11 protein-coding genes and 1 tRNA gene are annotated in these 12,279 nt (G+C 33.7%); 6 read left to right on the top strand and 6 right to left on the bottom strand.

Annotated features, from left to right (window positions below; translation table 11 throughout):
• Positions 1-34: 34 nt before the first annotated feature.
• Positions 35-322, top strand: coding sequence for a twin-arginine translocase TatA/TatE family subunit (locus ACJJV4_RS05095; RefSeq protein WP_042497928.1), 288 nt, complete (start codon positions 35-37; stop codon positions 320-322).
• Between the two features lie 2 nt (positions 323-324).
• Here ACJJV4_RS05095 and ACJJV4_RS05090 read toward each other — a convergent pair whose 3' ends face one another.
• The 3 genes from ACJJV4_RS05090 to ACJJV4_RS05080 form a co-directional block, all read right to left on the bottom strand.
• Positions 325-999 carry a DUF2490 domain-containing protein gene (locus tag ACJJV4_RS05090; protein ID WP_405292387.1) on the bottom strand — a complete coding sequence of 225 codons (675 nt, stop codon included), beginning with the start codon at positions 997-999 and terminating at the stop codon, positions 325-327.
• A gap of 148 nt (positions 1,000-1,147) precedes the next feature.
• Positions 1,148-2,779 (bottom strand): phosphoenolpyruvate carboxykinase (ATP), encoded by a 1,632-nt coding sequence (gene pckA, locus ACJJV4_RS05085; RefSeq protein WP_405292386.1) that lies wholly within the window; start codon positions 2,777-2,779, stop codon positions 1,148-1,150.
• A 37-nt stretch (positions 2,780-2,816) separates the two neighbouring features.
• On the bottom strand, positions 2,817-4,661 hold the full coding sequence (locus ACJJV4_RS05080) for an SLC13 family permease (protein WP_405292385.1): 1,845 nt from the start codon (positions 4,659-4,661) through the stop codon (positions 2,817-2,819).
• Positions 4,662-4,935: 274 nt separating this feature from the next.
• On the opposite strand from ACJJV4_RS05080, the gene bshB1 reads away from it, so the two are divergent.
• Both bshB1 and ACJJV4_RS05070 read left to right on the top strand, forming a co-directional pair.
• On the top strand, positions 4,936-5,655 hold the full coding sequence (bshB1, locus tag ACJJV4_RS05075) for a bacillithiol biosynthesis deacetylase BshB1 (RefSeq protein ID WP_405292384.1): 720 nt from the start codon (positions 4,936-4,938) through the stop codon (positions 5,653-5,655).
• A gap of 115 nt (positions 5,656-5,770) precedes the next feature.
• Positions 5,771-5,846 (top strand) — tRNA-His (locus tag ACJJV4_RS05070).
• 62 nt (positions 5,847-5,908) lie between these two features.
• Here the strand turns inward: ACJJV4_RS05070 and ACJJV4_RS05065 are convergent.
• The 3 genes from ACJJV4_RS05065 to ACJJV4_RS05055 all read right to left on the bottom strand — a co-directional run bounded on the left by ACJJV4_RS05065 (position 5,909) and on the right by ACJJV4_RS05055 (position 8,377).
• Positions 5,909-6,913, bottom strand: a complete 1,005-nt coding sequence (locus ACJJV4_RS05065; RefSeq protein ID WP_405292383.1) for a M28 family metallopeptidase — start codon at positions 6,911-6,913, stop codon at positions 5,909-5,911.
• A 124-nt stretch (positions 6,914-7,037) separates the two neighbouring features.
• Complete coding sequence (locus ACJJV4_RS05060; RefSeq protein ID WP_405292382.1) at positions 7,038-7,553, bottom strand: hypothetical protein; 516 nt, start codon at positions 7,551-7,553, stop codon at positions 7,038-7,040.
• Positions 7,554-7,612: 59 nt separating this feature from the next.
• Positions 7,613-8,377 carry a DUF3108 domain-containing protein gene (locus tag ACJJV4_RS05055; protein WP_405292381.1) on the bottom strand — a complete coding sequence of 255 codons (765 nt, stop codon included), beginning with the start codon at positions 8,375-8,377 and terminating at the stop codon, positions 7,613-7,615.
• 169 nt (positions 8,378-8,546) lie between these two features.
• Between ACJJV4_RS05055 and ACJJV4_RS05050 the strand changes: the two genes are divergently transcribed.
• The 3 genes from ACJJV4_RS05050 to ACJJV4_RS05040 all read left to right on the top strand — a co-directional run bounded on the left by ACJJV4_RS05050 (position 8,547) and on the right by ACJJV4_RS05040 (position 12,234).
• Positions 8,547-8,885: a DUF4870 domain-containing protein gene (locus tag ACJJV4_RS05050; protein WP_405292380.1), complete on the top strand. Its 339-nt coding sequence runs from the start codon at positions 8,547-8,549 to the stop codon at positions 8,883-8,885.
• A 388-nt stretch (positions 8,886-9,273) separates the two neighbouring features.
• The gene (locus tag ACJJV4_RS05045; RefSeq protein ID WP_405292379.1) at positions 9,274-11,229 is read left to right on the top strand and encodes a protein-disulfide reductase DsbD family protein; all 1,956 of its coding nucleotides are present in this window, start codon (positions 9,274-9,276) and stop codon (positions 11,227-11,229) included.
• Positions 11,230-11,232: 3 nt separating this feature from the next.
• Positions 11,233-12,234 carry a TlpA family protein disulfide reductase gene (locus ACJJV4_RS05040; RefSeq protein WP_405292378.1) on the top strand — a complete coding sequence of 334 codons (1,002 nt, stop codon included), beginning with the start codon at positions 11,233-11,235 and terminating at the stop codon, positions 12,232-12,234.
• The last annotated feature ends 45 nt before the right edge of the window (positions 12,235-12,279 follow it).

Here is a 12,279-nt window from a genome sequence, read left to right as displayed (position 1 = left end):
TTAAACTAATAAAACAAGTTACTATATTTGCGATGTGATACAACTAGCAACATTTTTATTTATTAGCGGCGCAGAAATAGCTTTCATTCTATTTATAGTAGTGATGGTTTTTGGTGCCGATAAAATACCCGAAATAGCGCGTGGCTTGGGTAAAGGTATGCGTACTCTAAAAGATGCAACCAACGATATTAAACACGAAATAACTAAAACTGCGGAGAAAAGTGGTATTGATACTAGTGTAACTGGAGATATAAAAAAAGAACTCGATAAAGTAAAAGACGATATCGAGGACTTTGCTGGTTCGGTTAAACGAAAATTATAAAACTATTTTTCTTTTTTTCTTAAATCGGTTTTTATAAATAACCCGAGTTGGAAACGGTTTAGGTTAGATTTATTTATTTCATGATTTAAATAGCCTACTTGTATATTATTGGTTTTAGAAATGTTAAAGCCAAGTGCAGCATAAAAACGATTTTCTGTAAATACTTCATTTTTTAAGTTTGCAAAAACTTCATTTCTTATATTAAAAAACAACGTTTTATTCAGGTTTATTTTAGTGCCTAAACGGTAGCGTAATCTATGCAGTGTTGTATGCGTGTGGTTAAAGTTTAAAAACCTGTGCTCCAATCTTAATCTATGATATAAAGGGAGCTTAAATGTTTCTTGTTTGTAGCTAAGTTGCTCGTATGGGCGGTTTTCGTATAAATGACTTTCACCTGCAATAGAGTAACTTCTATCAATATCTAAATAGCAGTGCGCTATTGTTAAAGTTGTTTTTTTATTTAAATGATAATTAACTCCTAAATAATAAAATAAGAGGTTCATGTTATCAAAAACTTCAAATGTTCTAAACTCGCCTCCCACTTTAACGCTCCATTTATCTGCAACACGATTTGTAGCATCGAACATATACCATGCCCCTACTTTATCTTCTGCAGATTGAGAATAGCTGTTAGAAATTGAAATAATAAGCACTATTGTAGTTAATAAGTACTTCATAATATTGTGATTTAAGTTAATCAATTAGATTTTAAATATACTGTGAAATTAATGATATTTAAAATCGAAAACAGTTTCAAAAAAATAGTTGTAATATAAAAGGAGCCCTTTTTGTGAGCTCCTTTTATTGCTATTAATATTCACTTAGTTAAAAACTCTCGTTTAAGTGGTGGTGTTCGTCAATTAGTGGCCCACCTTCAATAATTTGGTCTGAAGCTTGAGCTGCAAATTTTTCGAAGTTTAAGTGGAATGAGTGTGCTAATTGAATAGCTTTTCCTACATAGTCACCTTTTTTCAACCAAGTGTTCATTGGGTCTAAAATTTCAGTTGGTACGCCTGGGCAGTATTTTGGCATATGTAAACCGAAAATAAAGTTTTGGTCGTAATCTACACCTTCTAACTCTCCGTTTAAAATGGCAGTAATCATGGCTCTTGTATATTTTAATTTAATACGAGATCCTACACCGTAAGGTCCTGCACTCCAACCTGTATTTATTAACCAAACATTTACGCCTGCTTCTGTCATTTTTTTACTTAGCATTTCTCCATAAACTGTTGGGTGTAATGGCATAAATGGTTCACCAAAACAAGCAGAGAATGATGGTACTGGCTCTGTAATTCCAGCTTCTGTTCCTGCAACTTTAGCAGTATATCCAGAGATAAAGTGGTAAGCAGCTTGACCAGGAGTTAATTTAGATACTGGAGGTAATACACCAAAAGCATCACAAGTTAAAAAGAAAATGTTTTTTGGGTTGTTTGCGTAAAGTGTTTCTTGGATATTATCGATATGATAAATAGGGTAACTTACACGTGTGTTTTGAGTAATGCTACTATCTAAATAATCTGGATTTCCGTCTTCTTTAATTTTTATGTTTTCAAGTAAAGCACCTGGTTTAACAGCTCTAAAAATGTCTGGTTCTTTTTCTTCAGATAAATCGATAACTTTTGCATAACATCCACCTTCAAAATTAAAAATTGTGTTATCGGCAGTCCAACCATGTTCATCATCTCCAATTAATTTTCTTTCTGGATCTGCTGAAAGTGTTGTTTTTCCAGTTCCTGATAATCCGAAGAAAATAGCAGTATCACCTTTTTTACCTACGTTTGCAGAGCAGTGCATTGGTAATACATTTCTTTCTACTGGTAAAACCATGTTCATCGCAGAGAAAATACCTTTTTTAATTTCTCCTGTGTAAGCAGAGCCACCAACTAAAGCTATTTTTTTAGTAAAGTTTATAATAGAGAAGTTGCCTTGACGAATTCCGTAAGCTTTTGGATCTGGACAAACGTATCCTGGAGCACAAAGTACTAACCAATCTTCATCAAAATTTTCTAGTTCGCTTGCACTTGGGCGTAAAAACATATTGAAAACAAACATACTAGACCAAGAGTACTCAGTTACTGTTCTAATATTTGTTCTATATTCTGGTTCTGCACACACATAACCATCTCTTGCATAAATTTCTTTTCCAGAAAGATAGTTTGTTATTTCTTTTTCAAGTTTGTCAAAGTTTTCTGGAGATACGGCTTTGTTTGTTTTTCCCCACCAAACTCTTTCAGATGTATAATCATCTTTTACAATAAAACGATCTTGAGGAGAACGACCAGTAAACTTTCCTGTTTTAATTACTAGAGTTCCGTTAGCTGTTTCTTCACCAGAACCTTCAGCTACTGAGATTTTTTGAAGTTCTTCAGGAGATAAGTTCCAGTTGACTTTTGCAGCGTCAATTCCGTATTGTTTTAAGTCGGCTTGTTTTGTCATGGTTTCTGTCGTTTTCATAATTATTGATTTAAAAGTTCTTAATAATATTTTTTGTTTAAAATGGCCAAATAATTGGCACAAGTATTAATGATATAATGAAAAATAATAATAGTAAAGGCGCTCCAACTTTTAGGTAGTTCATAAACTTATAACCACCAGCCGTCATAACCATGGCGTTTGTTGTTGTGCCTATAGGTGTTAAAAAGGCTGTTGATGCACTTATGGCAACTATAATCATAAACGGCTCTGGCGATAGGTTTAATGATGTTGCTGCAAGAATGGCTATTGGTGCCATTAAAACCGCTGTTGCTGAGTTGTTAATAACCTGACTAAAGGTTGTAGTTAGTAAAAACACACCACCTAGTAATAGAATAGGGTGGATGGCGCCTAGATAGTCTACTAAAGCACTTGCTATAAGTTGCGCTGTTCCTGTTTTTTGTAATGCAATACCCATTGGTATCATAGCAGCAATCATAACAACACTGGTCCAGCTTATACCTTTGTATGCTTTTGAAATAGGTACACAGCCTGTTAATAAAACAACACCTGCTGAGATTAATGCAGCAATAGAGCCTGGTACAATTTTAAAAACCATGAATATGATCATCAGGATTAAAGCGCCTAAAGCAATGTATGATTTTGGACTTAAGCTTTCCACGTTTTTAGCCATCCCTTCTGGACTACCAATAATAACAAGGTTTTCGTTTTGTTCTTGTAAATCTTCAATGTGTGCCCATGTTCCTCTAATTAAAAAGGCATCACCAACTTTTACTGTTATTTCTTTTTCCAATAAAGGTTTATTGTTTCTAGAAGCGGCTAAAAGTTGAATACCGTATCTTTTAAAGTAATCTCCTACTTTATATTTTCTACCTACTAGAATAGAATTTGGGTTAACAATTACTTCTGCCATTCCAACTTCTTGATTAATTAAGTTGTGTTTTAATTCATCGGTTGTAATAGGTTCTAGAGGTAAAAGCCCTAATCTAAACGTGATCATTAATTTGTTGATGTCTTTAGCGTCACCTTTTATTGTAAGAATATCGTGGTATAGTAAATCTGTAGAAGGTACTGGGAATTCTTCAAACTGAGGAATGCCTTTTAATACATTTGGGTGTCTTCTTTTAATTCTTATTACAGATACGTTAAAGTCTTTTTCAAAGTTCCATTCTTCTAATTTTGTATTAATTAATGGAGATATAGAGCGTACACGTAGTCTATAATATCCATCATGTATTTTATAAGCTTCAATCCAATTATATAGGGTAGATTCTATATTTACAGGTTTGTTGTTTGTTTTATTACTTGGTAATAATTTATAACCAACATATCTAAAGTAAACTAAAGCAACAAGTAGTAGTGGTATACCTATTAAAGCAAATTCGAAAAATGAAAACCCATCGAAGCCAGCTTCAACTAAAGCATTACTAGCAATAATATTTGGAGGCGTTCCTGTTAAGGTTAGTAAACCACCAGTATTAGACCCAAAAGCAACGGGCATAAGCATTTTTGATGGTAATGTACCAATGCTCCAAGCTGATGATATGGTAAGTGGCATTAAGGTTGCTACCGTACCCGTGTTACTTACAAAACCAGAAAGTACACCTGCACCAAGCGTGATAATTACTAGTAGTTTAGGGACACTTTTTCCGGCCCATTCTACAAACTTTTTACCTGCTAAAGCTGTCCATCCGGTTTGTGCAATACCTTCTCCTATTATAAAGAGTGCGGCAATCATAATTACTGTTGGGTTACTAAAACCGCTTAAGGTTTCGGTGGGGGTTAAAATACCTGTTAGGTACAAACTCAGCATAGAAATTAGCGCAACAATATCTGGTGTAAACTTTCCCCAAACAAAGAGACCAATAGTTATAATTAAAATGATAAGCATTAAGTAGATCATAATTTGTAATTGTTTATTAGCTTAGCGCTATAAGTGTCTTGTTATAATTATATGGTAAAATTACAGTAGATACAGAAGAGTAATTATGACGAAAGTCATACTTTGAATTTGGGTGCTATTTTTTCATTATTGTTATATTTGGGTACTATTAAATGCAAAAAATACTTACGAATACGTTTGCGAAGTCTGTAGTTTTACGATATTTAAGATTTTCGCTAAAGTATTGTTATTTTGTAAGTTAAAGGAATGTTATAAAAGTTTAAAAAAAGTTAAAATGAAATTAGATATTCTAGCCCTTGGAGCACACCCTGATGATGTTGAGTTAGGTTGTGGTGGTACTATAGCGAAAGAAATTGCCAATGGTAAAAAAGTAGGTGTAATAGATTTAACTCAAGGAGAATTAGGCACACGTGGTACGGCAGAAACTAGATTTGCAGAAGCTAGTGAAGCTGCAAAGATTCTCGGTATTGCGGTACGTGAGAATTTAGGCTTCGCTGATGGTTTTTTTGTAAATGATAAAACGCATCAATTAGAGGTTATTAAAATGATACGTAAGTATCAACCAGAAATAGTATTGTGCAATGCTTTTGATGATCGCCATATAGATCATGGAAAAGGAAGTAAGTTGGTTAGTGATGCTTGTTTTTTAAGTGGGCTGATAAAAATTGAAACAAAAGATGAGCAAGGTAATGTTCAGGCACCTTGGAGGCCAAAGCAAGTATACCATTATATACAATGGAAAAATTTGGAGCCGGACTTTGTTGTTGATATTTCTAATGTTATTGATACAAAAATAGAATCGGTATTGGCTTACAAAACTCAATTTTATGATCCGGATAGTAAAGCGCCTGTAACACCTATTTCTAGTAAGAATTTTACAGACAGTGTAGCGTACCGTGCTCAAGATTTAGGACGATTGGTTGGTGTGGCTTACGCCGAAGGTTTTAATGTGGAGCGGTTGCCAGCAGTTGGTAGTTTGTTCGATTTAAAGTAGTTAGAATTATATGAATCTTTTTTTTAAAATTTTTATATAAAATTTTAAAAAAGTCTTTGTAGATAACGTTTAAATCGTTTACATTTGCACACGCATTACAAAATGCAAGTTACATGGTGGTTGTAGCTCAGTTGGTTAGAGCATTGGTTTGTGGTACCAAGGGTCGCCGGTTCGAATCCGGTCTTCCACCCAAAAAGTAAAAGCCTTTCAAGAAATTGAAAGGCTTTTTTTGTGGTTGTAAGTTAACTGGGTTTTAATCCAGTTTTAAGCGTTCCTCACGATTAGCAAGTTCCCAAGCGGTATAAAATATAAGTCTTGCACGAGTTTCTAATAAATCGTATCTAATTTTATCTGGAGTATCACTTGGTTTATGGTAATCGGCATGTGTACCATTAAAATAGAATATTACCGGAATATTGTTTTTAGCAAAGTTGTAGTGATCCGATCTGTAATAGAAACGGTTCGGGTCGTTTTCATCATTAAAAGTGTAATCAAAATCGATTTTGGTGTATTGCTTGTTTATAGATTCCGAAATATCGTGTAATTCTTTACTTAGCTTATCTGCACCAATTAAATAGAGGTAGTTCTCGTTACTTTCGTGCTTTGGGTCTACACGCCCAATCATATCTATGTTTAAATTAGCAACTGTGTTTGCTAAAGGAAAAATAGGGTCTTCGTCGGCATAATAGCGAGAGCCATAAAGTCCAATTTCTTCACCTGTAACGTGTAAGAATAAAATAGAACGCTTTGGTCCAAAACCTTTATCGGCAGCTTGTTTAAAAGCTTCAGCAATTTCCATTACTGCAACGGTCCCGGAGCCATCATCATCGGCACCATTATTAATATCTCCATTTTTTGAGATGCCAATATGATCCAAATGTGCTGAAACAATAATAATCTCATCTGGTTTTTCAGATCCTTTTATATAAGCTAAAACATTTTCCGAAGCTTTTATATCACCTTTAAAGAACGAAGCAGGAATTTCCTGAAAGTAATCGCCTTCTGCAATAGGAGAAGGAATGCCGTTGGCTACATAGCCTTGCTTTATAAACTCAATGGCTTTTTTTTGTCCTGGTTCGCCTGTTCTTCTACCTTCAAAATCGTCTGAGGCATAAGTATACAGCATATCTCTTAATTCGGCAGCCGTAATGGTTTTGGCATAAGTTTCGGCGTTAGCGGTAGTTTTAGATTTGTTTTGAGAGCTACTGCAGGCCATTATTGTAAGAGCCATTAAGCATAGCGGAAAGTATTTTTTCATAGGAAATAGAATTTATCGGCTAAGATATTACAAAAATAAAAATGAACACAGCCCAAGCTAAATAATTTAACTTGGGCTGTGTGGGGCTTTTTAAGAAAAGCCTATTATATATAAGGATAGGTTTTTAAAATTCAATATCTTCTAAATCCGATTCGTCTATTTCAATATTTTCCTCAATGCTTTTTAAATCAGCCTCGTTAATTTCTAAAGCTTCCGGCTCCACTTCTAATGCAGGAGTATCCATTTCCAATTCTTGCGCGTCAACCTCCAATTCTGAGGCATCGAATTCTAACTCGGCATCATCAATTTCTAATTCTTCGATTTCTAAGCCTTCCAAATCGTCCAAAGCCTCTTCTTCAGATTCCATTTCTTTAGCATCAATAACCTCTGTGTTGGCAATTTCTGTAGCTGTAAAAACAGATTTATAGGTTACAATAGCTAATGCAGCAATGGTTAAGAAAAACGAAAACTGAATAGTCTTTTTAATTTCGCCTGTTTTTTTAGATAAGTAAAAAGCAATTAACCCAAAAATAAGTGCTGCTACTGCAGGAATAATGGCTAAATTAGAAATGGGTAATACCGAAAAAATGATAGCAAAAACAGATGCTATTACGGCTAGTATGGTGAACGTTTTCTTCATAAGTCTGTATTTTATTTAAGCTATAGTTATTAAAGAAGTAAGTTGTTAAATAGTTGAATCTAGTTTTTTAAACCAGAAGCCGATTTTATTTTTAACTCACCATTTCCAACAGGAATTTTAAATTTCCCGTAAACAGGAATTTTATTTTCGTCTGCAGTTAACCACAAAAAGTTACTAGAGCCTTGCAATCCACTAGCGGTATCAGCACCAATAGATAACTTGTAGCATTCTTTAGAGCCAATAGCAGTAGAGATGGTTTCTTTACCTAAATAGGTTACTTTACCGTTAAATTCTTTTCTGTCAAAAATAATATTTAAGCTTTTGCTACTGCCTTTGCTCATGCTAGCATAATCGAACAAGCGGATATAATATAATGCGGAAACAATATCTTTTGTACCGCTACTTATAGATACTGTTTTATTTTCTACGTAGTTATTCTTTTTAGTTTGCACCGTTTTAACCGTATTTGTTTTATGGCTAAAGGTGTATTTCATGGCTTTATAGTAGCCGCCTTCATTAATATCACGCTTATATAAGTATGGTGTTAATGTTTTCGGACTTACATAACTCTCGTATAAATCTCTGATTTTAAAAAAGTTATCCCATTTGCTATAGGTTAATGCAGTAATTTTTAAACGCATTAATGTAGCTTTAGAAGTGTTTACTTTAGTGGTTTGCATGGTAACTTGAGCGATATCGTTTAAAATACCGGACATGTTATAAGAGGCCGTATAAACAAGTTTTTCGTCTGGGGCAATGGCGTTATTTTGGGCTTGTAAGGCAACCGAAAAAAATAAAGCTATAAGTAAGGTGAAACGCATCATATATGTGTTTGTTTTTATGTTATAACGTGGCAATAATCATTTATTGTGCCAAAAGTACAACATGCAAAATATTCTAGAGCATTTAATTTATAAATAATTAATTGTAGCGCATGTAACAATTTAAAGATATAAGCGTCATATAAATACATCAATCAAAATATATAAAATCATGAGAAACGACAACCAATTATTAGTTATTACCCATTTAAGTCAATTAATAAGTCTAGTAACAGGCTTCGGTAGTTTATTGCTACCTTTAATTTTGTGGCTTTCTAATAAAGGAAAGGTAAGTCAAATGGATGCTCACGGAAAAAACATTATTAACTTTCAGTTAAGCCTTATGCTTTGGTTTGTAATCTGCGTGCCTTTGGTTTTGTTTTTTGGATTAGGCTTACTTGGTTTTGCTGCATTAGGCGTTATTTCAATAGTTTTACCTATAGTAAATGCTATAAAAGTAAGTCGTGGAGAAAACCCAACTTATCCGCTAACATTTAATATTATCTCTTAATTTTTATTAGTTATTTTAATTCGAGATCTTAAAACGTTCACTTAAATAGTGAGCGTTTTTTGTTTTCAATATTAATCTTTGATTTTTTTTATTAATTAAAACCACCAAACGCAGGGTTTTGAAGGTAGTGGTGTTAAAGTTTTACAATCTTTTAAGCATCCTTTAAAATATGTTGTAAATTTCGACCGAAAATCAATTTCATGATGTTTTGTCTAACCTATTTATTAATTTTTAACATAATTTAACTAGGGGTATTTGCTTAATTTTTGGTCATTATAGGGAATACAGGTTTTATCTTATTTTAAAAAGTACCATATAAAACATGATGCTTTTTTGAAAGAAATATAAAAACTAGAGACTATTACATAATTAATAATAAATTTGAGGAATGAAGAGAGTCATTTTATTTTTAGCACTAATATCCTTTTTATTTGGTGGAGCCCAAGTTTTAGAACCAGTTAAATGGGAAACTTCTGTTGAAAAAATATCAGATACCGAGTATCAATTAATTTCTAAGGCTACTATTGATGACGGGTGGCATTTGTATTCTCAGGTAGTACCACAAGATGGGCCAATACCAACAACTTTTACTTATGATGATAGTGAAGGTCAATTTAAAATAATTGGAAACACCTCTGAAGAAGAAGGCCATACGATAGACGATCCTGTTTTTCAAATGGAAATTAAATTCTTTGAAAAATCAGCAACCTTTAAGCAAAAAGTAACTGTTTCTGAGGATGTGGCATCAATAGATGCTTTTGTAGAATTTATGGTTTGCGACGATTCTCGTTGTTTACCGCCAACTGAGGTAGATTTAAGTTTTAAAATTTCAGAAAAAACAGATTTAACAACAGAAGCGGCTATAGAAGATAATGCAGTTAAATCTGCAGATTCTAGTCCTAAACAAGGCCTTTGGGGTATCTTTTTTATAGCGTTTTTATCAGGGTTTGCAGCGTTGTTAACACCATGTGTTTTTCCAATGATTCCTATGACGGTGAGTTTCTTTACTAAACAAAGTAAAAATAAAGCGATTGGAATTAAAAATGCCATTATTTATGGGGTTTGTATTATTGTAATTTACGTTTTACTTGGTACAGCTGTTACTGGAATATTTGGAGCAGATGCTTTAAATGCACTGGCAACTAACGTTTGGTTTAATATTATTTTCTTTATACTATTAGTTGTTTTTGCAACCTCATTTTTGGGAGCTTTCGAAATCATGCTACCAAATTCTTGGGCGAATAAAGTAGATTCTCAAGCTAATCGTGGCGGACTAATAGGCATATTCTTTATGGCATTAGCTTTGGCCATTGTATCCTTCTCGTGTACAGGTCCAATTGTTGGAACTTTGTTGGTAGAAGCAGCTTCCAAAGGTGGTTTAGCACCTATAATTGGTATGTTTGGTTTCTCTTTGGCTATTGCATTACCTTTTGCTTTATTTGCGGCATTCCCAGGTTGGTTAAATTCTTTACCAAAATCTGGTGGTTGGTTGAATACAGTAAAAGTAGTTTTAGGATTTTTGGAGCTAGCATTAGCCTTTAAATTTTTGTCGCAGGCCGATTTAGTTATGCAAGCTCATTTATTGGAACGAGAAGTTTTTATAGCGATATGGATTGCCATTTTTGGAACCTTAGCATTGTATCTTTTTGGGAAAATTCAATTACCGCACGATTCGCCTTTACCACACATTTCAGTAGGGCGATTAAGTTTAGGTTTAGTAGTTTTAACTTTCACTATTTATATGATTCCTGGACTCTGGGGGGCTCCACTAAATTTAATAAGTGCTTTTCCGCCACCACAAGATTATAGCGAATCGCCATATGGTGTGGGCTATACACGATTAGGTACAGGCGCTTCAGCGCTTAACAATCATGGCGATTTGCCTGAAGGAGCTCATTTATTAGCACCGCACGATATTTTAGCTTTTAACGATTACGATCAAGGTTTGGCTTATGCTAAAAAAGTGAATAAACCGGTAATGATAGATTTTACAGGTTGGGCTTGTGTGAACTGCCGAAAGATGGAGCAAAATGTTTGGCCAGAACCAGAGGTTTTAAATATTCTAAAAAACGATGTAGTTTTAATATCTTTATATGTTGATGATAAAAGGCCTTTAGAAGCTGGTGATGTTGTGGACTCTAAATTAAAACCGGGTAAAAAATTGAAGTATATTGGTCAGAAATGGAGCGAACTTCAAACTATAAAATATAAAGCGAACACGCAACCGTTTTACGTATTAATGGATCATAACGAAGAGAATTTGTTAGATCCGGTGAGTTATACACCAGATGTAGAAGTGTATCATAATTGGTTAGAAACAGGAATTTCAAAATTTAAAAAATAACAGATGAAAAATTTTATTTACTTATTATTAATAGGTTTAGTATTTACAGCTTGTAAAGAAGAAGCGCCAAAAGATTATGTTACATTTTCTGGAAAGATTACAAATCAAAACTCTGATTCCTTATTAATAAGAAGCCGTACAGTTTCAAAAGTTATTAAGGTGAAAGCAGACGGGACATTTTCAGATACTTTAAAAGTTGAACCAGGTGTTTTTTTAGTTTACGACGGAGCGGAACAAGCCCGTGTATATTTAAAAAATGGTTACGATTTAACGATGAAGTTAGATACTCAATCTTTTGATGAAACTATTAATTTTGAAGGTGAAGGCGCTCAGGCTAGTAATTATTTGGCTAAAAAAGCCTTGCTAATGGAAGAAATTCTAGATGTTGAATCTTGGTTTGAATTAGATGAAGCAGCTTTTAATGTAAAAGTAAAGGAGAGTAATAAAACGTTTAAAGATTTACTTGATAATACTGAAGATTTAGATTCTTTACTAATTGTAAGTGAGCAAAAGGATGCTGTAAGTTTGGAAAATCAGTTACTAAGTATGTATAAGGAAAAGCAGGGACTAATGACTTTAAACGGTAAAGAATCTCCTGAGTTTGTAGATTACGAAAATTACAAAGGCGGTAGTACATCACTAGCCGATTTAAAAGGTAAATATGTGTATATCGATATTTGGGCGACTTGGTGTGGGCCTTGTTTGGCAGAAATTCCATCGTTAAAAGCTGTTGAAAAAGAATATCACGGTAAAAATATTGAGTTTGTAAGTATTTCTGTAGACGACCAAAGTGCACACACTAAATGGCGTACTATGATTGAAGAAAAAGAATTGGGAGGTATGCAGTTATTCGCTAAAAATGATCGCTCTTTTGTAACCGCTTATAATGTAACAGGTATTCCAAGATTTATATTAATCGATCCGCAAGGTAAGGTGGTTAAGGCCGATGCGCCAAGACCATCAAATCCACAGTTAAAGAAATTGTTTCAATCTTTAGAGATATAAACGCTACAGTTTAAAAAAAAATCAATCTAACTCATTTTAATTTTC

It is taken from the genome of Algibacter sp. Ld11 (assembly GCF_045066735.1).
Classification (GTDB): domain Bacteria; phylum Bacteroidota; class Bacteroidia; order Flavobacteriales; family Flavobacteriaceae; genus Algibacter.
The sequence above is the reverse complement of the archived record's forward strand: the minus strand, read 5'-3'. Positions and strand labels throughout refer to the sequence as shown.

Excerpts from the sequence above, each read along its gene's own strand:
- ACJJV4_RS05065 (WP_405292383.1), bottom strand. The coding sequence starts at position 6,913 with ATGAAAAAATACTTTCCGCTATGCTTAATGGCTCTTACAATAATGGCC.
- ACJJV4_RS05055 (WP_405292381.1), bottom strand. The coding sequence starts at position 8,377 with ATGATGCGTTTCACCTTACTTATAGCTTTATTTTTTTCGGTTGCCTTA.
- pckA (WP_405292386.1), bottom strand. The coding sequence starts at position 2,779 with ATGAAAACGACAGAAACCATGACAAAACAAGCCGACTTAAAACAATAC.
- ACJJV4_RS05080 (WP_405292385.1), bottom strand. The coding sequence starts at position 4,661 with ATGATCTACTTAATGCTTATCATTTTAATTATAACTATTGGTCTCTTT.
- ACJJV4_RS05090 (WP_405292387.1), bottom strand. The coding sequence starts at position 999 with ATGAAGTACTTATTAACTACAATAGTGCTTATTATTTCAATTTCTAAC.
- ACJJV4_RS05060 (WP_405292382.1), bottom strand. The coding sequence starts at position 7,553 with ATGAAGAAAACGTTCACCATACTAGCCGTAATAGCATCTGTTTTTGCT.
- ACJJV4_RS05050 (WP_405292380.1), top strand. The coding sequence starts at position 8,547 with ATGAGAAACGACAACCAATTATTAGTTATTACCCATTTAAGTCAATTA.
- ACJJV4_RS05040 (WP_405292378.1), top strand. The coding sequence starts at position 11,233 with ATGAAAAATTTTATTTACTTATTATTAATAGGTTTAGTATTTACAGCT.
- bshB1 (WP_405292384.1), top strand. The coding sequence starts at position 4,936 with ATGAAATTAGATATTCTAGCCCTTGGAGCACACCCTGATGATGTTGAG.
- ACJJV4_RS05045 (WP_405292379.1), top strand. The coding sequence starts at position 9,274 with ATGAAGAGAGTCATTTTATTTTTAGCACTAATATCCTTTTTATTTGGT.